Origin of the sequence: Bacillus sp. MZGC1 (assembly GCF_002998605.1) — a bacterium.
Classification (GTDB): domain Bacteria; phylum Bacillota; class Bacilli; order Bacillales; family Bacillaceae; genus Bacillus.
In genome coordinates this window covers 619,932-641,262 of the sequence record NZ_PVRE01000001.1, presented here as the reverse complement: position 1 = coordinate 641,262, position 21,331 = coordinate 619,932, and the positions used below count along the sequence as shown (strand labels likewise).

The following is a 21,331-nucleotide window of genomic DNA, read 5'->3' as shown; positions in this document are numbered from 1 at the left end:
GCTTATTGTGTATCTGACTGTTCTGCTGGTTCTTGCAGCACATCACCCAGCAGATTTTCTACATTTTTCAAATGCGTAAGCATCGCTTTCTCTGCTTCTTCTGGCTGCCTTGCCATGACGGCTTTGTAAATTTGTTCATGTTCTTCGTAAAGCTGCCGAATGGAGGCTTTCGTTGAGAATAATACGACTTTTCTCGTTTCCCGCATCGTTTCTACTAACAAGGTTGAGACTTGATTCATTAACACCTTTAATACATCATTCTTCGAGGCTTTGGCTAAGGCGAGATGGAAGGTGAGATCTGCCTCTTCACCAATTTCTTCATGTGCTTCTGCCAGCTTCATTTGTTCGAGTGCATCACGCAGCTGATGAAGGTCATCGTCCGTCCGAAGCAGCGCCGCCTTTTTAACAGCACCTGTTTCAATGATGGTTCTCACTTCAAGGAGCTGCCTGACATCATGCTGCTTCATTAAAAATGCAGGAGATAAAGAAAATGCGAGCTGTTCAGGATCGAACTGCTTCACATATGTGCCTTCCCCTTGCTTCATCTCTATTAATCCGATCGCTTTGAGAGCAGACAGCGCCTCTCTTACAGCGGAACGGCTGACTTGAAAGCTTTCTGAGAGCGCTTGAACCGAATCTAATTTTTCCCCCGGAAGAAGCTCACCTGTACGAATGAATTCGATTAATGCATCCGCAATTTCTTCATATATTTTTTTGGTTTTGATTTGTTTATATTTCAATTGGTCTCACCTCATCACTGTTGTCTATCCTTATCGGCTCATGCCCTATCTTATACTTTACCCCAAAATTTCCGTTCAGACGTCTCCCCGATTTAATTTCCAAAAAATCTTCTGTGTGCCTTGCTTTCAACAAAAAAGAAGCACCTGCCTTGTTTCTGGCAAGTACTTCTTTTCAATCATAGCGCTTCCGCAGTGTAGATGATGGAAGATTCATTTGTTCACGATATTTCGCAATGGTTCTGCGCGACACACGGATACCAAAGGTTTGCTGAAGCTGCGTCATCATTTGCTGATCCGAATACGGTTTTTTCTTATTTTCCGTTTGGATCAGCTCTGCGATGTGCGTCTTGACTGTGTAGCTGGACGCCTCTTCCAGCGAAGGTCCTTCTAGTTTTGCTTGGAAAAATTGTTTCATTTCCATGAGACCATAAGGGGTTTGCACCATTTTCCCTTTCACCGTTCGGCTGACTGTTGACTCATGCACTTGCAATATATCTGCGATCCGCTTCATCGTAAGCGGTTTCATTTTATGTTTCCCTGTAAGGAAAAAATCTGTCTGATGGAAGATAATCTCACGAACGACATGGGTCATCGTTTGTTTTCTTTGCTTCAGCGCTTGGACAAGCCAATTGTATTGCTGCTCTTTTTCCTTTAGATACACATATGCTTCATGCCGCTTCTGGTCTTGAATCATGGCGAAGTATCCTTCATTCATTTCAACGTCTGGAAAAGCGCGCTGATTCAGCTCAAATGTGATGTAGTCCTGCACGACAGTAATCGTCACATCTGGCTCTATATACACAGGGTCCTCTTCATATGAGAAATGTATGCCCGGTCTTGGTTCCAGCTGCGACACCTCATCTTGTACCGCTTGAAGTGTTTTCATTGAAACGCCTGTTTTCGCCGCGATTTCCTTCCAAGCCTTTCTTGCAAAGAGAAAGAAGTGCTCGTCGATGATCAGCTCGGCTTCATACCAGCGCTCCTTTTTTCTTCTCAGCTGAAGCAGAATGCATTCTTGTAATGATCTTGCGCCAATACCGGCAGGCTCTAGCGATTGAAGCTGATGAAGGACGGCTTCTACTTCTTCAGCTGGCACCTCTAAGACAGCTGCCATCTCGTCAACCGGTTCATTTAAATAGCCATTGGAATCAATGGACTCGATCATAAAGTCAAAGATCCTTTGATTCTTTTCACTTAGATTCAAATCAATAGCTTGTTTCTTTAAATACATTTGCAGGCTTTCTTTTTGATGCGTTCGATACGGCTCTGTCATTCGATCTTGAGATTTTTTATGATAAACTGGTTGATAGCTGTCCGTGTCTTTCCGCTCAATCAGAGGGTTCTCAAGCGCTAACTGGTCAAGATACTCGCCAAGCTCAGCGCTATTCAGCTGGAGCAGCGTAATGGCCTGCCTGAGTTCTTGTGTGAGCACCTGCTTTAATACTTGTTCTTGCTGCAGATTAAGGCTCATTGTCTCCCCTCCCTCTCATCATTTTACATGAAGATTGACGGACCGTATATACGAAATAGGAGTGATTCCCATGTCTGAACTTTTTTCCGTTCCATACTTTGTTGACAACTTGAAACAGCACATCGCCATGAATCAAAATGAAGACAAGATTCATGCCATGAATGCCTATTACCGCTCAGTGGTGTCCACGCTTGTACAAGACCAGCTGACCAAAAACGCTGTGGTCTTGAAGCGTATTCAGCATCTTGATGAAGCATATCAAAAAGTGAAAAAAGAAAGCGAATGAATGAACGAAAAAGAGCACCCTCTGTCATGATGGCAAAGGGTGCTTTTCATTTGCGAAAAGCTTCTGATCCAGCCTTGATTTGTACATCATCAAAAAGCCAGACCGTCCGACAGTATAGATGATAAAGGCAAACCATAGTCCGTGATTGTGCCAAATAGGCGTGACCGCTGCTTGAACAACGATAAACAAGATCATCGCAAACAGCATCGAATTTCTGACAGGGGCAATTTCTGTCGCACCTGTAAATACGCCGTATATGACCAAACCGAAACAAGCGGCAAACGGATAGAGAACGAGCCAGTCTGCATAGCCTAATGTCACATCAAGAAGCCGGGGAAGATTTGTAAACAAGCTCAAGATCGGCTCTTTTAAGAGAAAATAAACCGACGCAATGGCGCATGCCATGACAAGTGCCCACTGTCTCGAAAGAGTTAAAGTTCTTTCATAAAGGGTACGGTCATTTGCACCAACTGATCTGCCCACAAGGATGCTGGATGCATTGGCAAAACCATCGAACAAATAAGCCATGATGTAGTGAATTTGAAATAAGATGGCATTGGCCGCCAGCATCTCTGTTCCAAAAGAAGCACCTTTTGCTGTAAACATGTTAATCACCACTAGCAGACAAATCGTCCGAATAAACAAATCTTTATTCACATGAAACATTTTCTGAACTGCCTGTGTATCCATGATTTTCTTAAGAGAAGGCATCTGGAACCCGTTTTTTGAATGCTTCATGATGATCCATGCGCCTAGCACAAAGGCGGTTAATTCAGATATCAATGTCGCAGCCGCCACCCCTTTGACTGCAAACGAAAACACATGAACAAGCAGAAGGGCAAGGACCATATTCATGACATTGATCAAGATTTGTAAAGAGAGGGCTTCTTTCATTTTTGCCATTCCCATCAGCCACCCTAATATCACATAATTCATCAAGGTAAACGGGGCACCCCAAATACGAATATGAAAATAATCTGCTGCAAATTGCCGGACATCCGCAGCGGGAGAAATCACTAGAAAAGCAGATTGAATAATTGGCCATTGCAGGGCAATAAAACAAAGGCCGACAATGATGGCGATTAAAAAAGGTCTTAGAAAAGCAAGTACGCCCTGCTCCTCACTCTGCGCCCCGTTTGCCTGGGCGGCAAAAGCAGATGTACTCACCCGCAAAAAACCAAAGAGCCAATATAGTGTACTGAAAATGAGACTGCCAACCGCGACGCCTCCAATATAAGCGGGATTGGCGAGCTGACCGACAACTGCTGTATCAACAGCTCCAAGTAATGGAGTGGTCATCGTTGAGATGGTTAAAGGAATGGCCAAAGCTAAATACGCTCGATGGTTCACGATGCCACCTGCCTTTCATGAAAAATAGCCTCTTCTAAAAGAGGCGTTGATGAAATGAAGATTTACCGAACCGGTCTGCCAATTGTTCGGGACAAAGGATGGTCTGCGAGCATTGCATCTCTCATTTTCTGCACCGCTGTCTCTTCTGATGAAAAGAAATCATCCTTTGATTGAAATTGAGCAACAAGTTCACCTTGATCCAATATCGCCAATTGATCACTTACATGATAGGCTGCCGTCATATCATGTGTAATAAATAAGTAAGCGACACCCAGTTCCTTCTTTAATTCTACTAATAAATCTAAAATGACAGCCTGTGTAACCATGTCTAAGCTGCTGACGGATTCATCCAGTACGACGAGCTTTGGCTGCAGCAATAAGGCTCTTGCGATGTTGATCCTTTGCAGCTGGCCGCCGCTGAATTGATGCGGATATTTAGACAAGTCCTTTTCACTGAGCCCGACTCTTTCCAGCCAGTGAATCAACACGTTTTTGCGTTCTTGTCGGCTCATAGCTTCATAGTTTTCAAGCGGCTCGGATAAAATTTGTTCGACTGTCCACCTTGGATTCACCGCCGAATATGAATCTTGAAACACCGCTTGCACATGCCGGCGATAATGTTTGCGTGTTCGCTGATCTGCACAATATATATCCTGCCCTTCAAAAAGGACCTGACCGGCTCTTGGTTTCTCTAGACCAAGTATGATGCGGCCTAGTGTACTTTTCCCTGCGCCGCTTTGCCCCAGCAATCCGAGGCATGTGCCTTCTTCAATGATTAAATTGACGCCGCTTAAGACTTGGTCTGCGCCTTTTTTTCTCATCAGAAACGACCGGCTGTTGTATGAATGACTAACTGCTTTCACTTCTAATAAATGCAAGGGCCTTCTCACCTCAAATCGGGCAAACAGCTGGGATGGATGGACGAGCTGCTAATAGTTTCTTTGTATAATCATGCTTGGGGTTTTCAAAAAGCTCAAGCACTTCTGCCTTTTCAACCATTTCTCCTTGTCTCATGACGACAACCTGATCTGCCATTTCTGCAATGACGCCAAGATCGTGAGTAATGAGCAAAATGGCAGTTCCATACTCATGACGAATTTGGTTTAGGTGCTCAAGCACCAGCTTCTGCGTGTGTACATCTAAAGCAGTTGTTGGTTCATCTGCTATGAGAAGAGGCGGGTGCATGCAGGCAGCCATGGCAATCATGACACGCTGCAGCATACCGCCACTTAGTTCAAAGGGATACTTGTTTAACAGCTTATCTGGCTGCGGCAGATTCATCTGCGCTAACGCATCCATTGCCTTCGCTTGTGCCTGCCTTTTACTGACAGCGGTATGCCGGCGGATGGTTTCAATCAGCTGATGACCGATCGACCATACTGGTGTAAAGCTGTTCATTGGATTTTGCATAATATATGAGATGTCTTTGCCCCGAATAGAGCGCATATCCTTTTCACTCATACCGATCAATTCTCGTCCTTGTAATGTGATGCTGCCAGTGACTTCCGTTGTTTTCCGGTCAAGCATATGTAAGATCGACATACTTGTCACCGTTTTCCCGCAGCCGCTCTCACCTATTAATCCAACGATTTGACCACGCCCTACTTCAAACGATACGTCCTGAATAAGAGAGGTTGTCCCATGAGGCGTTTTCGTCTGCACATGGAGGTTCTCTATTTGTAAAATGGACTCTTGCACATCGATCATTCCTTTACACACGGCGTTTGATACCATATTTCTCTGAGAGGGCCTCTCCTAGTAAATTAAAGAGGACCACGACAGCCATGATCACAAGACCTGGGTACAGCATCAACTGAGGATTCGTTTGAATGTACGACTTCCCTTCATGGATCATCGCTCCCCATTCAGGCATAGGAGGCTGAACGCCTAATCCGAGAAAGGACATCGCAGAAATGTCCATAATCGCCCAGCCCATTTCGAGTGTACCTATGACCGCGAGTGGCGGCAGGACATTTGGAATCATATGCTTTCTCATGATGTTCCAGTGGGACGTCCCGCTGATTTTTGCGGCAGCAATAAAGTTCTGTTCTTTTAAACTCAGCACCATTCCTCGAAAGACGCGAGCATAGTATACCCATTGTACCAGCATCAAGGCAAGCACTACTTGAGAAAGTCCAGGACCGAAGATGCCGACTAATCCAAGAATCAGCACCAGGTTCGGGAATGCCATGATCCCGTCACAGATTCTCATCAAGACGTGATCGATCCAGCCGCCTTTATAACCTGACAACAAACCAACGATTAACCCAATCAATAAAGAAGAGAGAAAGATTAATAACGCACAGCCTAGTGAAACACGTGCACCATATAAAATTCGAGATAAATTGCATCGGCCTAATTGATCTGTCCCAAGAGGATACTCCCACGAAGACCCCTTTAGCTTCATCGCTAGATTGACAGCCGCCGGATCATGTGGAGCGATCCACGGTGCACATACTGTCACAATCAGCAATAGACCAAGGAGCACCACACAGATCGAGATCATCTTTTGATGAGAGAAGAGATATTTTCCTTTTGTCATCATGGGTGGCGGCCTTCCTTTCTGGAAATACGGGGGTCAATGATCAGCTGGAGCAAGTCCACAATCAAGCTGCTCAAGATAAAGATACATGCTGCCATGAGGACATAGAATTGAATGACCGGCAGATCCCGGTTAAAGATCGCTTCAATAAAGAAGCGCCCAAACCCCGGCCATGAAAAAACCGCCTCTACGATAATGGTTCCTGTCAGCAGCTTGCCAAGATTCACCCCAAGCCCTGTCAGCATTGGCGATATAGCGATTCTCAATACATGCTTGAACATGATCGACCGTTCCTTTAATCCTCTGATTCTCGCATATTGAACAAAAGGCTCTTGAAGCGCCTCACTCACACTTGATCGTAATAGCCTTGTATACGTAGCAATTAAAGGGACGGCCAGTGTGATCGACGGCAGGATGAGATGCTCCCATGTTCCGACCCCTTCAACTGGTAAAAGATCGAGCTTCACTGAAAAAAAGAAGATGAGCAAATACCCCAAGACAAACGTCGGGATAGATGCTCCTAAAAAAGAAATAAGCCGGCTCATATGATCAACGACGCCATTTTTCCTCATGCCGCTGAAAAAGCCGAGCGGAATGCTGACACAAATAGCTATCAGCAGACTAGTCAGCGCCAATTGAATCGTCGCTGGTATTCTATAGATCACCTCATTGAGCACAGGCTGGTTCGACATATACGACTGGCCAAAATCAAGGTGAATGACTTTTTCAATGGTGTGAAGATACTGCATATAAAACGGTTGGTCTAAACCAAATTCACTTCGTTTTTGCGCTAAAATTTCATCCGTAGGCTGGATATGAGCCGCTGCTAAATATGCCTCAGCCGGGTCAACTGGTGAAAGGTGAATCATACCAGTCGTAAAAAGTGTGGCTAATAAAAATACAGGGATGATTGATAGCATGCGTTTGACGATATAGCGGCCCATTTCCTTACCTTCCTTCTATTACTTCAGCTTAATGCCTGTGAATGGATGTTCATCGCGATTTGCTGGGAACTCAAAGTCCTTCACATTTTTTTGATAAACGGCTGTCTTTTTAAAATAAGAGATTGGCACAATCGCCCCTTGATCCTGTAATGAAGATAACACAGACGAATAAAGTGCTTTTCGTTTGTTTTCATTGGTTGTTGATGGAATTTCGCTCATTTCTTTGATCAGCTTGTCCTTATTTGGATAGGCTGAGATGGCTTCTTTGAATCCAAAACCATCTGATGAGACGACGTTCATAAATGTATGCGGATCATAAGGCGCTCCGTAGTTGCTAAAGAAGTTCATATCAAATTTGTTGGCTTTAAAGCGCTGCACTTGTGTTGCCAGCTCCACACCTTCAAGTTTGACGCCAACGCCAATGGCTCCCCATTCTGCTTGAAGCGTCTCAGCCATCGCTTTTTGAATCGATTCTGCTGAGTCATACATCATACTAAATTCAAGCGCTTTTCCATCTTTTTCACGAACGGTTTTTCCTTTTGGAAGTGTCCAGCCTGCTTCATCCAGCAATGCTTTCGCTTTGTCTACATCATACTGGAAAGACTTCACCTTAATATCAGATGTGTAAGGCATGTTGGTCGGCAATATGTGATCTGCTTCATCCTCTAAGCCAGAGGTGACACCTTCTACCATTGATTTCTTATTAATAGCATATTGAAGGGCATGACGCACTTTCTCATCTGACAGCTGATCCACTTTTGTGTTCATGACAAGCTGTCTCGTTGCTACAGGCTCTGACATTTTTGTTTCATACTTGCCGCTCGCCTCTAGCTGTTTGTAGGCATCAAGGCTAATGGTTCCTTCTCCGTAAAGGACATCTACATTGCCTTTTTCAAATGCCATGACTCTCGTTTCCGCATCTGGGATCACCTTGACTTTAATTTCTTTAACCTTTGGTTTTTCTCCCCAATAATGATCATTTCGTTCGAAAATGGCATAGTCATCTTTTTGGTATGTTTTTAATACCCAAGGGCCTGTCCCCACTGGTTTTTCAATTCCTTTTGACGTATCTCCGTTTTTAGGGAAGCCTGCTTCGCCTAAGAAACGAACCGGGCGGACAACTGCTAATTCTTGAACAGTTGGATAATATGGCTCTGTTAATGTGAGTTTAAACGTTTTCTTGTCTACTGCTTCTGTCTTTTTGATTTTTTTTATAACACCTAACCAGCTATGTATATCCTTGTTTTTTAAGATGGAATCAAAGTTCTTTTTCACAATGTTAGCATTAAACTCAGATCCATCTGAGAACGTCACATTGTCTCTTAAATGAAAAGTATACACCTTGCCATCCTTTGAAACATCCCATGATTTCGCTAATTCAGGTTTTAGCTTTCCATTCTTTTGATAGCTGACCAATGGCTCATAAATCATTGATTGTGCAAACAATTGTGATGGGTTGTATACGTGCGGATTCATTTCGCCAATATCTCTCGGCCAAGCCATCGTGATCATGTCAGGATGATCCTTGTTTCCACCTGCTCCATTGTTTGCTTGAGAGCAGCCTACTAATAAAAAGATCAGCAGGAAAGGTAATACTGTATTTATTTTAATTTTCGGAAAAAATTTACTCCAAATAGACATAAGATGTTCCTCCTAATTGACGCTGATAATCATTTTCATTTTAAGGAGGAAGGACCCCTTTGTCAATATCATATTTAAAACGAATTGACAATACATATACCTATTTATTCCATTAATTGATGAATTTGATAGAAAGAGAGACAGGCTGCTTACGAATGAGCAGCCTGTGAAGAGGTGAATGTTTTTTCTCGCAGGGCATTACGAAGTGTGTCAATGATACGATCCTGTTCAGCTTCTGTCATACTTGTTCCAGAGGGGAGACAAAGCCCTGTTTCAAATAACAACTCAGATACGGGAGTGCCTTTCGCTGCTGAATAAAAAGGACAATCACGAAAGAGCGGCTGCTGGTGCAGCGGCTTCCATACACGCCTTGCTTCGATCTGTTCTTTTTCTAGTGCAGCAATGATGTCCACTGGAGACGTTCTCTTATCACGATCAATAGTCAATGTCGTCAGCCAGCGGTTGGACTTGGTGCCTTGATATTCTGGCATGAAATACAGGCCCTCTACCTTAGATAAAGCATCCTGATAACGCTTGAAAATGCGTCGCTTCTGTTCAACACGCTCGTCCAATATTTCCATCTGAGCAATCCCGACGCCTGCTAGCAGGTTGCTCATGCGATAGTTGTATCCTATCTCTTGATGCTCATAATGCATGGCGCGTTCTCTAGCCTGTGAAGCGAGAAAGCGGCAGCGTTCGATCGCAGCTTCATCATCACTCACAAGCATACCGCCACCTGATGTTGTAATGATTTTATTTCCATTAAACGAATAGACACCGAACCTGCCCATTGAGCCGCTTTTTTTCCCTTTATATAGAGCACCTAACGATTCAGCCGCATCCTCAATGACTGGTACATCATATGCTTCACACAACGCCAGAATCTCGTCCATTTTTGCGCTTTGTCCATATAAATGCACGACAATAACAGCACGGGGTCTTTTTCCAAGTCGTTTTGATTCCACAAAGGCTTTCTCTAAAGCAAGCGGGCACATATTCCATGTATCTCTTTCAGAATCAATAAAAACAGGCGTCGCTTGTTCATATAAAATCGGATTTGCAGTTGCAACAAATGTGAGGGTTGAACAAAAGACAACGTCCCCTTTTTGAACACCAATAAGCTTTAAGGCGAGGTGAATCGCTGCTGTTCCTGAAGATAATGCCGCTCCTGTCTTCACTCCTGCATAGCCCGCGACTGCCTGCTCAAATTCATTCACCAGAGGTCCAAGCGGCGCAATCCAGTTGCTCTTGAAGGCTTCCTCTATTTTCAGATACTCTTTTCCGCTCATATGCGGAGGCGATAAGTAAATTCGTTTCCTTTCTTGCATCATTTCCCACCTTCTCTCCGATCTTTGATTTCTATTGCAGGAATGCCTACAGCGACTTTCTGATCGTGTATATCTTTTGTTACTGCGGCTCCTGCGCCAATGATTGTCCAGCTTCCGATCGATATCCCGGGTATCACAACAGCACCTGCCCCAATATGGGTACCCATTCGTACAGACACACAGCCAGTTAACACTGCTCCTGGTGATAAGTGCACAAACGATTCGAGTATACAGTCATGCTCTACGATAGATCCTGTGTTGATAATCGCATGTTCACCGATTGCTGCATCTGCTTGAACTACTGCCCTTGCCATCACGACAGTCCCCCCTCCAATGACCGCTGATGGACTTATGACCGCCTCTGGATGGATGAGCGTGGCAAACGCCTTGTTTTCAAATGAGAGGCGTTCCTTTACTAGCTGTCTCATCTCATTTTGCCCAATAGCAATCAGCCATTTCATATGAGGCATTGTCTCTCTCAGCTGTTGACTCATGGAGATCGGTCCATACAAGATGCCGCTTTGAGTGACCTCCTCTTCAAATTGATCATCTAATACGGCACATAATGAGTAATCGGGATGTGCAACAATCATATCCTGAATGACTTTGCTATGCCCGCCAGCCCCAATTAAACCTATGGGCTGCTCTTTACATATCGGTTCCTTTGAATTTTTCAGCTGTGGCATGATGCGGCTGCTGCACCCCCTCTGTTTTGATGACTTTCAGCAAGGTCATCCATAAAATTTTCATATCAAGCCAAAATGATTGATGCTCGACATACCAGAGGTCATAGGTGAATTTCTCCTCCCAGGAGATCGTGTTCCTTCCATTCACCTGTGCCCATCCAGTAATGCCAGGCTTTACAAGATGGCGCCTTGCTTGCTCCTCTGTATACATCGGCAGATACTCCATCAGAAGAGGCCTTGGTCCAACGAGACTGAGCTCTCCTTTTAGGACATTGACTAATTGCGGCAATTCATCAAGACTGAGCTTGCGAATCAAGGCGCCGGTTTTTGTTAATCGAAGATGATCTGGCAGGAGCCCCCCGTGCTCGTCGCGTTCATCGGTCATCGTCCGAAATTTATACAGCATAAATGGCCGGCCATACAGACCAGGCCGCTTCTGCCGAAACAACACAGGCGTCCCAATTTTCCACCGAATCAGTCCATAAATCAGAAGAAAAAGAAGACTGCCTGCGATGAGCAGCGTCAATGCCACCATCACATCTAACATTCTTTTCATCATTAAATCTCCTTATCTCACTAGCGGGAAACAGCTTGTTTTACCTTATGCACCAGCTGCTGCCGCTCTCGTTTTGTTCCTGCAAATTGATACAAGTAGCCCATATAGAGAATGAAACAAAGACCACCAATACAAAACAGCTCCCACCATGAGGTCACGTCATAAATCGCTTGAATCCCTGCACAGACGCCCCAAATCATGAGCGCTCCTGCAAGTGGAACCAATGTATGTTTGTAAAAGATGGTGCGTTTCTGATTCGTGATGCGGGCCGTATAAAATGGCAGAAACACGATATTTTTCATCAATAAAACTATCGCTCCTGCTGATGCAATGCCATATAAGCCAAGCTGAAGCATATGAGTCAATCCATAGGCAAAAAGCACATTGGATACTCCTAATATGAGCGTGACCACCGCTGGAACTTTCAATCGATTAAAAGCGGTCGGCACATATGTCAGCGGTAAAAACATCAAGGTCAAACATAAATAAGCTGCATGTATCATGAGAAGCCATTTCAGCTCTTCAAAGGCAGGTCCAAGCCATAAAAGCATGAGCGGACCGGCGAGCCCTCCTAGTAGAGCGGCTGGGAACGCGACAAATAAACCGCTCCATTTAATGGCACTGGCTGCATATTGGATGAGACCTTCTTTGTCTTGATTCGAGTAAAATTTCGTGATCGTTGGGGCAAATACAACCGCCAGTGTCCCTGCGAGTGTGCGTAATAATAATGGGAACTGTAAAATCGCCGCATACTGTCCCGTCGCTTCCGCTCCAATGAGCAGGTTGGTCATCAATAAGTCAATTTGTAAAAACAACAAAATTCCCATTTGCTCAAAAGAATGCCAGACCCCTGATCGAACAAGTGTGAGACTAGAAGATAATGAGACGTGCCGCCACTTAAACGAAAACCAAGGAATGAGTTTTTTAAAATAATAGATACCGATTCCCATAGCCGCCAAGCTTCCTATGACGGCCGCAAGCGGAATATGCCAGATGGCTGGTGCCGTCCATGTAAACAGCATCACAATCATAAATGCCCTCAAAAACATCTGAATGGCCTGACCAACACTTGATACATATAACTTATTCGCATAAAACGGCGCAGCCCCAATGCCGGACATGACAAAATTGAGCATAAATAAAAGACCCCCTAATATAAAAGCGGTCTGTGTGTCTTTTGCGAGATAATCAGGCACATGAAGCCACTCTACCAGCTGACGGGACATGAACAGACAAAACAGAAAAAGACTGATCGATAAAAAAATGGAACTAACGAAATAAGATGAGAGATAGCGCTGCGCCTTCTCCATTTCTCCTTTATGAGCCGCCACAGAAAAAAAGCGCACCACAACAGCACTTAATGAAGCCGTAATAACCGATAAATAGTTGATCATATTTTGCGTCAGATGGATTAAGCCGAATGCTTCCACTCCAAGTGTATGAACGATGTACGGTGTTAAACAAACAGACATAAGCATCATCAAGACAAACGTCATGAAGTTTGCACTGGCATTGTAAAGAAACGCTCGATTCATTTTGTTTTCACGCAGCGTTTAAAAGCTTTCATCCAGCTTCCTCTCCCTTTTGTCCGCTCGTTTTCATCAGCTGATGAATCGCCTCTTTCACAGCCGCCTCATTCGGTTCTTTTAATAGCGTCAAAAACGGAAGATGAGCCACCCATTCATACCCTTCCATCACCTTATGATCAAACGACCTGAGGACAACACATGGTGTATGCGTAATCGCACAAAAGATCATGCCATGAAGCCGGTCTGTCACGACGACCTGCGCCTTTCTTAACTCTGTCCATAAGGCAGATAATTCATCTAAGCGAGTCGTTCGATCAACTCGTTTGCCAATTGTCGTTGTGATGAAACCGACTTGATCATACGTCTCTTGAATATGCTGCTGCAGCTGCTGCCGGCTCTCCTTGGTGAGATACGCTTCCTTATCCTCACGCAGACAAAGCAGAATCCCTTCACGTTTTTGTTCCTTTGATGTTTCGTCTAATGTCAGCACCATATCAGGCTGTTTCCACACATCTTGATCAGGGAAGTGCTGCTTCATCCAAGTATAGGTTGTTTGATCTCTTGCCATGAGAAGCAGCCTTGGATGATGTTTGTATGTTTGAATGGCGCGGCGTTCCTCTCTTTTTCCTCTCTTTGTTTCTGTAAAATGGGCAGTGGCCGGCAGTTGAATCACCGGATAGGACTTGAAGGTCTTCATGATAAATTGTCTCGTCCATTCTTCATAACGGTATAAGTCCCCCATATTGCCCCCACCGATGATACAGACGATGTCTTCTGGGTGCCGCATACGCTTTAACGGACGGGCGAGGCGATAAATCTCTTTCATGTCCACTTCCATGATGTCGTAGGCGGGAAAGTGCTCTTTTAAAAAACAATAACTCGCATAGGCAATCGCATGATCCCCTAAATTATCATGCCCTGGCAGCAGCGTGAGAATGATTTTCTTCTGATGACTCAGCTCTGGCAGGCTTTGGCGGCTCAGTCGATACTCAAGCGGATATTTAACCTTTAAAAGCAGCCACTCTGCGGCGTGCGCCTTCAATTGCTGCAATGTCAATCTCATCACCCCTATTTCCTTGTTTGATATTCGATCCATTTTTGATAGCTTGAAGCGGCGGCAGAAAGCGGATAAACCAGCCGGCACTTAGCAAGGAATAAAATCATTCGCTTTCGAGCGGTGAGCTTCGATGGTTCCACTTGTTTGACGGCATGCAGAAAGGCCTCGTGTGTCACCATTTCCCGCATGTGATCAAGCTTTTCCCGAATAGAGAGGGCATTTTGGCTCTTCCATTCGTTGAGCATACAATGAAGAGTATGATTGACAATAAAAAAATCAAGTGCCTTCTCATACAGAGAGATGTCATCATATTCTTTCAAAAACAAGCGCTGCGCATGATAAAAGGTCAGTCCATGATGAAAATACTGCTTCTGATATCGCTGCACAATAGATGACAGATGAACCCTGTAGTAATAAAGAGGTTCATGAACAAAGGCGATGCTGCGTGATAAAGAAAAACAGCGCAGCGTCACATATTGATCTTCTATGTTCTCAAGTTCCCCCCGCAGCGGAAATCGAATGTGATGTTCTTCGATAAAGGCACGCCGATACAGCTTATTCCATGAAAACCCCGTGATGTCTCCGTGCAATAACGCTTCAATTAAACTCGTCTTTTCGGCTGATCGCTCGGCTAACAGCGTCGTTGGTATGGTTCGCTTTGACTGTTCAAATTGAATCCAGTACTCACTGACAACAAGATCTGCGCCGGTCATTTCAGCTTTTTCATACAAGGCTTCACAGTAATGAGGCGCGAGAATATCATCTGAATCAATAAAGGCGATATACGTCCCTTTTGCTTCTTCGATGCCCCGGTTCCTCACAGCGCCTAACCCTTGATTGGTTTGATGAATGACCCGAAAGCGCTGATCTTGCGCAGCAAACGCTTCAAGACATTCTCCGCTGTGATCCGTCGATCCATCATTCACGAGAATCACTTCTATATCTGAAAAACTTTGATCTGCAATTGATTGAAGGCATTGCTCCACATATTGACTCGTATTGTAGACTGCGACCAATAGACTGATAGCTGGCATTACAACATGCCCCACCTTTCTCCAAATCTACTTTGTAAATATCGTCCTGTACGGTAAAACAGATGAATCGAACGGCATCAGCATGATGCTGTACAGAATATAGCAAACAGCAATCCCTACATAGATAAAGACATTAGACCGCTGATCAAAAATACGTGTGAAATATGGCAGTAAAATAAGCTGATACAAGCCAAAATAGATATGAAATCTTGCATAAATGACATCCTTTGTAGCAAGGATGCCAAACAAGAAACCGAGCAAACAAAAATTCACAATGTAATCACTCTCAGGCGTCAGCTCACGAAGTCGTTTTCGATAAAGGAAAGCAAGTAAAAGCGGCAAAACCAACACACCAATTTTTGTCACATTCATTCCATTCGTATTCGTTGTGAGCCATTCCTCGTAATGCCCATATGAACTGCCTTGCAGCATCACGACAAACACGGAAACAAAGCGGTCATAAAGAGCAGTTAACCCTAAGAAAATCATGCATAAGACCAGCATCATCCAAGACCATGCTTTTGTTCTCACGATAAAATACACAGGAATCATGATGAGAGCCGATGAATGAAACAATGAACATACGAGGACAAGCGGAAAATACAATTTCCACTGACCATTGATCACAAGACGGATAGCATAAAAAAGAACCGCAGCCACCATATACTGACGCATGCCATTAAACGAAGCGTAATAATGAAAAGTGCCGAGAAAAAGCAGCATACTCAGCTCAAAGGGACGGCCATATTGAATGAGCGTCTTGATGATAAAAAAATAGGTGATCGCCCCAACCGAGATATACATGATTTGCGGATCACGGGACAGTTGATTGAGCATCCATAAAATAAACGTAAATCCTGGGTCAGTGGCCGCCTTGTCCACACCAAATCCGAATATATGCCAAGGCTTTTCATAATTGACGGAGAACTCATACATCTGTCCATATGTGACAAAATCGGTTCCTACTTTGTACCGAATACCAGCGACAATACAAAGAAACAAAAACGGAAATAACACCAGAATCTTGTTAGGCCGCCATCCGCTTTGAATGGTATCATCACGCCTGCCGTAAAATGCGGCAAAGCTCGACCATAAATAGACCAAAATCATGTTCACCAAATAAACCGCCATCTGCCATTCCTTCCTTACAGTCCATATCCATTCATCACACGTGTGATGTTCTGTTTGACATCAAATCCTCTTTGTTCAAGCTGGGACGTAATGGTCTCTTGAAGAGGAGGCTCTGCATGATATTCTTCAAGCACCGCCTTCATCCATTCATGCGCAGAATCCCGCAGCGACATTCTTTTCACAAGACCGCAGCCTAAATCCACTTCCTCTGTAATATGATCTGAAATCACACAAGGCAATCCAGATGCCTGTGCTTCCACTAATACAAGCGGAAGTCCTTCAAACAAGGACGGCATCACAAATACATCAAATGCTTTCATATACTGCGGAACGTCTGATACGACGCCTGTAAAGACAATGTCGTCTAACAAGCCTGCCTTCTCCGCATATGATTCAACCACCTGCCTCAGTGGTCCATCCCCTACAAGGACAAGTTGAAATGAGACCCCCTGTTTCTTTAAGGTCTGTGCCAGTTCCATAAAAAAAACGTGATTTTTTTGCTCATGAAACCGGCCAATATGACCAATAATCATGCTCTTTTCGTGAAGACCCAGCTGCTTTTTGATCTTCACCTTTTCGTCTGGATCAGGCTGAAAGAAAAGGGATAAATCAATCCCATTCGGCAGCACCTCAACTTGTCCATTCTTCATTTTTTTCTGCCCAAATAAAAAGGAACCGGCATCCTCACCGCATGCAACAAGCTGTGTAGAAAATGCAAAGATCAGCTGGCGAAACCCTTTGAGCATCATATGGTCTACCCAATTTGGCGACTGTTTCCAAGCTGTATTATGCGAATGACAAATCCGCACCTTCACACCCGCCAATTTCGCAGCAAGTGCGGAGAAACCTGTTTGAAAATCCGTATGGGCATGCACTGCCTGATACGGTCCTGTTCGCTTGATTGTCTTTGTCAATGTTTTCACAAATGCCAAAGGAGAGGACGCCCCAATACTTGGGACGTACAAGATGCGTCCCCCGAGCCTTTGAATTTCCTCATCATAATCACAGACATCCTTTCGGTGGGTAATAAAGTCAAATTGAAGGACATTTCTATCGAGTGCACGATAGATGTTCATGATCATCGTTTCAGCCCCGCCGCGGTTCATCCCGCCCACAATATGAAGTACACGCTTTGGCTCACTCATCCCGAATCGTCCCCCCTTTTCAACAAAGACGCCTCCAGCTTCCGCCGATGATAAAATTTCATGATCTTCGGTGATAAACAGGCGCGAACCACCGGCTTTAGTGCAAACAGATAATGAACCGGCGACAATTTTAATAACCAGCATGCTTTTAAAATGAGCCAGGCATTATCCATTGAATATTGAAACTTACGGCGCTGAAAGGCCGCTTCATCCTCTCTCACAAGGTATAACGGCTCTTGTAAATTAAAGCCTTTTCTCCCCGCAGCAAAAAAACGGATCCACAGATCGATATCTTCCATCCGCCTTGTTGTTTTCACAGAGCGATACCCATGTAAAGCCTTGTATGCAGCAGCCCTCATCATAATGGTTCCATGACAAAAAGGAGTCCCTTTTGCCAGCACCTTCCGATCAGGCTCTGAAATAAGTGCACGTACACCTTTTGTACCCGATTCATCAAACACCGTCATCGCCGTACCGACCACATCATATTCAGGATGTGTTTCTAGGAAATGAACCTGTTTTTCTAAACGAACTGATACTGATACATCGTCGCCATCCTGCCGTGCAATCAAGTCTCCCCTTGCTTCAGCTAGACAGCGATTCAGACTGGCAGCAAGCCTTTGATTATGCTCATTGCGGATAAGGCGAATTCTTTCAGGGTCTCGTTTTGTATAAGACAGCACTTTTTCATAGGTGCCGTCTGTTGATGCGTCATCACATATGATGAGCTCCCAATTGTCATATGTTTGATGAAGAATGGATTCAATACTTTCTTCTACTGTGTCTTGGCAATTGTAGACGCCCATGATGATAGACACCTTTGGCTTACGCATGCTCACATCACCTTCTCTGCTTGATCCATATAGGTTGTATAAATTTCTTCCATAGCACTCACCGCCTGCTCCTGTGCAAATGCATGCGCTAAGGAGCGTCCCGCTTTTCCCATGAGGGGCAGCTGATCCCTTTTGTGATAGAGCTGGTGCAAATATTCAGCCAAGCCATTTACATCATGCGGTTTGACTAAAAAACCATTCACGCCATGTCTGATCAGCTCACAGTGCCCTCTATTCTCTGTTGCAATGACTGGTTTTTCCGCAGACATCGCTTCAAGCAGATTCATGCCGAGGCCCTCTCTCAGACTAGTCGACACACATACATCACTCATATGCATCCATTCCTCAATTTGTTTGCAAAAACCAGCAAAGTGGACATGCTTTTCAAGATGGAGCCCGCAAACCAGCTTTTCATACATCGGCCTCATTGTGCCTTCCCCGGCAAACACGATCTTCACATTTGATATTTTCCTATATAGCTGGGCACATGCTTTGATGAGCATCCCTTGGTTTTTATTCGCATTTAATTCGCCAGCACACAGCACAATAAAATCTTCCGAGGAAAAGCCATAGACTGCACGAAGACGCTGCTTCTCTTTTTCATCAACTGGGGCAAATCGCTTCATATCCACCCCCGTACCGGGAACATAATAGACAGATGCCCGCTCTTTTGATAGACGATCTGCTCTTTTAAAATCCTCTCCATTAATGGTGATCAGAGCGTCTGTATGGCGGGCGAGCCATCGCTCAATTGGATAATAGAGCAGCCAGTTTTGAAGCGGCGCCCCCTGCCAAAAGTGAAAGCCATGTGCTGTGTAAAGAACCTTCGTCCCTTTTTTGCGCGTGCTTTTGGCTGCAAGTCTGCCAATGACACTTCCCATTGGTGTGTGACAATGGATGAAGTCGTAGTGCTCTTTCGCTAACAGCTTCTTCAACTCCACATACGCAAACCGGTTGTGCACATGAAAAGGGGAGCGCTGAATCGGAATTGAGTGCGCTTGATCCACATAGGGCAGCTCCAGCTGACCATTTGCTGCTGTATGCACTTCCCATCCTTGTTCCTGAAACCACCGGAAATATGGAAGGTGAAATGCCTTAAAATGATAATCAACCGTTGCGCAAAACAAGACTTTTTTCTTCATTGGCAAGCGCTTCCTCCCCTCTGGTCATCTGTTCAGACAACAAATCATGCGATTCGATGGCAGCAAACAATGCTTCTCTCATTTGCTCTTCACTCATCATGTCAAATTCATGGATAAAGCGGTTCAGCACATATGGATCACCATCCAGCGCATGGCCGATATGAATTTTCGGAAAAATTTGTTCCTGTGCTTTTTCATGCTGGTTGAGTAATTCTTCATACATTTTCTCCCCAGGACGAATGCCTGTGAACGTGATCGGAATCTGGTCTGTGGTATAGCCTGAGAGGTGAATGAGGTTTTCTGCGAGGTCAACAATTTTCACTGGCTCCCCCATATCTAATACAAAAATCTGTCTTCCTTCTGCCAATGCACCCGCCTGAATGACAAGCCTTGATGCTTCTGGAATGGTCATAAAATACCTTGTCATCGCTGGGTGCGTGACCGTGACCGGCCCGCCTTGTTCGATCTGTTTCTTAAAAATTGGAATGACGCTTCCCCTGCTTCCGAGTACATTTCCAAATCGAACCGCTACAAATTTTGTTTCACTGCCTGCCCCCATTTGCATGATCAGCATTTCAGCAAACCGCTTTGTGGCGCCCATCACATTGGCAGGATTGACCGCTTTGTCAGAGGAAATGAGGACGAATGTTTCAATGCCGTGCTCATGTGCAGCTTCTGCGACATTTTTTGTCCCGATAATATTGTTTTTCACTGCTTCTTTTGGACTGATCTCCATGAGCGGGACATGCTTATGTGCCGCGGCATGATAAATCATATCCGGCTGAAACTGACCAACGATTTCACTCATTTTCTGTTTATCTTGGATATCTGCAATTTGTGGATAGAGACTGATGGTGTCCCCATAAATTTCTTTCAGCTCTAGTAAAATAGAATGAATGCTAAATTCCCCGTGTCCCACAAGCACAATCGCTTGAGGAGCAAACACACAAATTTGACGACAGATTTCTGACCCAATCGATCCGCCTGCCCCTGTGACCATAATCGTTTTCCCCTTTAAATGGACAGATAGACGGCTTGAATCTAATTGAATCGGTTCTCTTCCGAGTAAATCCTCTGGCTGTACATCCCGTAATTGATTCAGCGCATGAGTTCCTTTTAAAATCTGCTCCATCTCTGGCATGATCTGCGTTTTGACCCCAGTCGCTACGCATTCCTTATACAGCCCTTTTAAGGTATGGCTGCTTTTGGACGGAATGGCGATGATGATCTTTTGAATATCCATCATCACAACAGCTGTTTGAATCTGTTCTTTTCCCCCTAGAACAGGCAGTCCCATGATTTCAAGCTTATGCTTCGTCTTGTCATCATCTATGAAGGCGACTGGTTCAATATGTACATCACTCGATTGCTGAAGCTGACGAACGATGATGGTCCCGGCTGATCCGGCGCCAATGATTAAGGCCCGCTCCTTTTCTACCTGCAGCCGCTTTGCACCATCATGAAATAGCCGGGAGGCCATTCGAGATGCACCGATGAATAATACGTGGAAAAGCCACACAATGAACAAAAACCGAAAGGGCCATGTCTGCACGAAAAGGTACAGCATTGCCATTGAAAATAAAAAAGAACACACAAAGGTCTTCATTAAAGAAAATAGCTCTCTTACCCCTGTATAAGCCCATACTTGCTTGTACACGTGAAAAATATACGAAAACAAATGGTGCCCAATGAGCAGACTGAGCGAAGAAATGACGAGCATTTCAAATGTATAAACAGTTAACGCCGCTTCTTGGACAAATTGAAAGCCAAAAAAGACAGCAACTAAGATGAGATATGAATCTAGTGCCACGATGATTGATAATCTTTGGGCGTAAGTCAACGCTCCTCCCCCTTTTTCAACATCACTATTCTTACGTAAAATGGGCATCAAACCCGTCCTCACACCCCACTATTGA

20 protein-coding genes are annotated in these 21,331 nt (G+C 44.5%); 1 reads left to right on the top strand and 19 read right to left on the bottom strand.

Translation table 11 applies throughout. The features are described from left to right. Window positions 1–2: 2 nt before the first annotated feature. On the bottom strand, window positions 3–740 hold the full coding sequence (locus C6Y06_RS03155; protein WP_034660028.1) for a FadR/GntR family transcriptional regulator: 738 nt from the start codon (window positions 738–740) through the stop codon (window positions 3–5). Window positions 741–912: 172 nt separating this feature from the next. Further along, on the bottom strand, window positions 913–2,211 hold the full coding sequence (rpoN, locus tag C6Y06_RS03150; protein WP_106036507.1) for an RNA polymerase factor sigma-54: 1,299 nt from the start codon (window positions 2,209–2,211) through the stop codon (window positions 913–915). A gap of 70 nt (window positions 2,212–2,281) precedes the next feature. Between rpoN and yvfG the strand changes: the two genes are divergently transcribed. Continuing rightward, a complete protein-coding gene (gene yvfG / locus C6Y06_RS03145) occupies window positions 2,282–2,497 on the top strand; it encodes a protein YvfG (RefSeq protein WP_003213121.1) in 216 nt (71 codons plus the stop codon). A 24-nt stretch (window positions 2,498–2,521) separates the two neighbouring features. Here the strand turns inward: yvfG and C6Y06_RS03140 are convergent, their stop codons facing one another. The 17 genes from C6Y06_RS03140 to C6Y06_RS03060 all read right to left on the bottom strand — a co-directional run bounded on the left by C6Y06_RS03140 (window position 2,522) and on the right by C6Y06_RS03060 (window position 21,255). Then, a complete protein-coding gene (locus C6Y06_RS03140) occupies window positions 2,522–3,847 on the bottom strand; it encodes an MATE family efflux transporter (RefSeq protein WP_034660030.1) in 1,326 nt (441 codons plus the stop codon). A 62-nt stretch (window positions 3,848–3,909) separates the two neighbouring features. Then, window positions 3,910–4,725, bottom strand: a complete 816-nt coding sequence (gene nikE, locus C6Y06_RS03135) for a nickel import ATP-binding protein NikE (RefSeq protein WP_034660031.1) — start codon at window positions 4,723–4,725, stop codon at window positions 3,910–3,912. A gap of 13 nt (window positions 4,726–4,738) precedes the next feature. Then, a complete protein-coding gene (locus C6Y06_RS03130; RefSeq protein WP_170938419.1) occupies window positions 4,739–5,554 on the bottom strand; it encodes an ABC transporter ATP-binding protein in 816 nt (271 codons plus the stop codon). A 4-nt stretch (window positions 5,555–5,558) separates the two neighbouring features. Further along, the gene (gene nikC / locus C6Y06_RS03125; protein WP_034660032.1) at window positions 5,559–6,392 is read right to left on the bottom strand and encodes a nickel ABC transporter permease subunit NikC; all 834 of its coding nucleotides are present in this window, start codon (window positions 6,390–6,392) and stop codon (window positions 5,559–5,561) included. Then, window positions 6,389–7,333 carry a nickel ABC transporter permease subunit NikB gene (gene nikB / locus C6Y06_RS03120; RefSeq protein WP_095285770.1) on the bottom strand — a complete coding sequence of 315 codons (945 nt, stop codon included), beginning with the start codon at window positions 7,331–7,333 and terminating at the stop codon, window positions 6,389–6,391. The genes nikC and nikB overlap by 4 nt, the downstream gene beginning before the upstream one ends. Before the next feature lie 18 nt (window positions 7,334–7,351). After that, entirely contained in the window at window positions 7,352–8,974 is a 1,623-nt protein-coding gene (gene nikA, locus C6Y06_RS03115; protein WP_106036506.1) for a nickel ABC transporter substrate-binding protein, read from the bottom strand. A gap of 149 nt (window positions 8,975–9,123) precedes the next feature. After that, the gene (locus C6Y06_RS03110) at window positions 9,124–10,302 is read right to left on the bottom strand and encodes a DegT/DnrJ/EryC1/StrS family aminotransferase (protein ID WP_034660036.1); all 1,179 of its coding nucleotides are present in this window, start codon (window positions 10,300–10,302) and stop codon (window positions 9,124–9,126) included. Further along, window positions 10,302–10,988, bottom strand: a complete 687-nt coding sequence (locus C6Y06_RS03105) for an acetyltransferase (protein ID WP_106036505.1) — start codon at window positions 10,986–10,988, stop codon at window positions 10,302–10,304. The genes C6Y06_RS03110 and C6Y06_RS03105 overlap by 1 nt, the downstream gene beginning before the upstream one ends. Beyond that, window positions 10,951–11,544, bottom strand: a complete 594-nt coding sequence (locus C6Y06_RS03100) for a sugar transferase (protein WP_034660037.1) — start codon at window positions 11,542–11,544, stop codon at window positions 10,951–10,953. Before C6Y06_RS03100 ends, C6Y06_RS03105 begins: the two co-directional genes overlap by 38 nt. 20 nt (window positions 11,545–11,564) lie before the next feature. Next, window positions 11,565–13,079, bottom strand: a complete 1,515-nt coding sequence (locus C6Y06_RS03095; RefSeq protein WP_095285766.1) for an MATE family efflux transporter — start codon at window positions 13,077–13,079, stop codon at window positions 11,565–11,567. A gap of 28 nt (window positions 13,080–13,107) precedes the next feature. Further along, window positions 13,108–14,136, bottom strand: coding sequence for a polysaccharide pyruvyl transferase family protein (locus C6Y06_RS03090; RefSeq protein WP_080869549.1), 1,029 nt, complete (start codon window positions 14,134–14,136; stop codon window positions 13,108–13,110). 5 nt (window positions 14,137–14,141) lie between these two features. Beyond that, window positions 14,142–15,164: a glycosyltransferase family 2 protein gene (locus C6Y06_RS03085; RefSeq protein WP_095285765.1), complete on the bottom strand. Its 1,023-nt coding sequence runs from the start codon at window positions 15,162–15,164 to the stop codon at window positions 14,142–14,144. 27 nt (window positions 15,165–15,191) lie between these two features. Further along, window positions 15,192–16,295 carry an EpsG family protein gene (locus C6Y06_RS03080; protein WP_034660042.1) on the bottom strand — a complete coding sequence of 368 codons (1,104 nt, stop codon included), beginning with the start codon at window positions 16,293–16,295 and terminating at the stop codon, window positions 15,192–15,194. A gap of 14 nt (window positions 16,296–16,309) precedes the next feature. Next, window positions 16,310–17,440, bottom strand: coding sequence for a glycosyltransferase family 1 protein (locus tag C6Y06_RS03075; protein ID WP_106036503.1), 1,131 nt, complete (start codon window positions 17,438–17,440; stop codon window positions 16,310–16,312). Next, window positions 17,437–18,273 (bottom strand): glycosyltransferase EpsE, encoded by an 837-nt coding sequence (gene epsE, locus C6Y06_RS03070; protein WP_106036502.1) that lies wholly within the window; start codon window positions 18,271–18,273, stop codon window positions 17,437–17,439. Before epsE ends, C6Y06_RS03075 begins: the two co-directional genes overlap by 4 nt. A gap of 2 nt (window positions 18,274–18,275) precedes the next feature. Then, the gene (locus tag C6Y06_RS03065) at window positions 18,276–19,415 is read right to left on the bottom strand and encodes a glycosyltransferase family 4 protein (protein ID WP_034660045.1); all 1,140 of its coding nucleotides are present in this window, start codon (window positions 19,413–19,415) and stop codon (window positions 18,276–18,278) included. Further along, the gene (locus tag C6Y06_RS03060; RefSeq protein ID WP_095285761.1) at window positions 19,381–21,255 is read right to left on the bottom strand and encodes a polysaccharide biosynthesis protein; all 1,875 of its coding nucleotides are present in this window, start codon (window positions 21,253–21,255) and stop codon (window positions 19,381–19,383) included. The genes C6Y06_RS03065 and C6Y06_RS03060 overlap by 35 nt, the downstream gene beginning before the upstream one ends. Window positions 21,256–21,331 lie beyond the last annotated feature (76 nt).

Coding starts and splice junctions, on each gene's coding strand:
- rpoN (WP_106036507.1), bottom strand. CDS start 2,211: ATGAGCCTTAATCTGCAGCAAGAACAAGTATTAAAGCAGGTGCTCACA.
- yvfG (WP_003213121.1), top strand. CDS start 2,282: ATGTCTGAACTTTTTTCCGTTCCATACTTTGTTGACAACTTGAAACAG.
- C6Y06_RS03130 (WP_170938419.1), bottom strand. CDS start 5,554: ATGATCGATGTGCAAGAGTCCATTTTACAAATAGAGAACCTCCATGTG.
- nikC (WP_034660032.1), bottom strand. CDS start 6,392: ATGATGACAAAAGGAAAATATCTCTTCTCTCATCAAAAGATGATCTCG.
- nikB (WP_095285770.1), bottom strand. CDS start 7,333: ATGGGCCGCTATATCGTCAAACGCATGCTATCAATCATCCCTGTATTT.
- nikA (WP_106036506.1), bottom strand. CDS start 8,974: ATGTCTATTTGGAGTAAATTTTTTCCGAAAATTAAAATAAATACAGTA.
- C6Y06_RS03110 (WP_034660036.1), bottom strand. CDS start 10,302: ATGCAAGAAAGGAAACGAATTTACTTATCGCCTCCGCATATGAGCGGA.
- C6Y06_RS03105 (WP_106036505.1), bottom strand. CDS start 10,988: ATGCCACAGCTGAAAAATTCAAAGGAACCGATATGTAAAGAGCAGCCC.
- C6Y06_RS03100 (WP_034660037.1), bottom strand. CDS start 11,544: ATGAAAAGAATGTTAGATGTGATGGTGGCATTGACGCTGCTCATCGCA.
- C6Y06_RS03095 (WP_095285766.1), bottom strand. CDS start 13,079: ATGAATCGAGCGTTTCTTTACAATGCCAGTGCAAACTTCATGACGTTT.
- C6Y06_RS03090 (WP_080869549.1), bottom strand. CDS start 14,136: ATGAGATTGACATTGCAGCAATTGAAGGCGCACGCCGCAGAGTGGCTG.
- C6Y06_RS03085 (WP_095285765.1), bottom strand. CDS start 15,164: ATGCCAGCTATCAGTCTATTGGTCGCAGTCTACAATACGAGTCAATAT.
- C6Y06_RS03080 (WP_034660042.1), bottom strand. CDS start 16,295: ATGGCGGTTTATTTGGTGAACATGATTTTGGTCTATTTATGGTCGAGC.
- C6Y06_RS03075 (WP_106036503.1), bottom strand. CDS start 17,440: ATGAGTGAGCCAAAGCGTGTACTTCATATTGTGGGCGGGATGAACCGC.
- epsE (WP_106036502.1), bottom strand. CDS start 18,273: ATGCGTAAGCCAAAGGTGTCTATCATCATGGGCGTCTACAATTGCCAA.
- C6Y06_RS03065 (WP_034660045.1), bottom strand. CDS start 19,415: ATGAAGAAAAAAGTCTTGTTTTGCGCAACGGTTGATTATCATTTTAAG.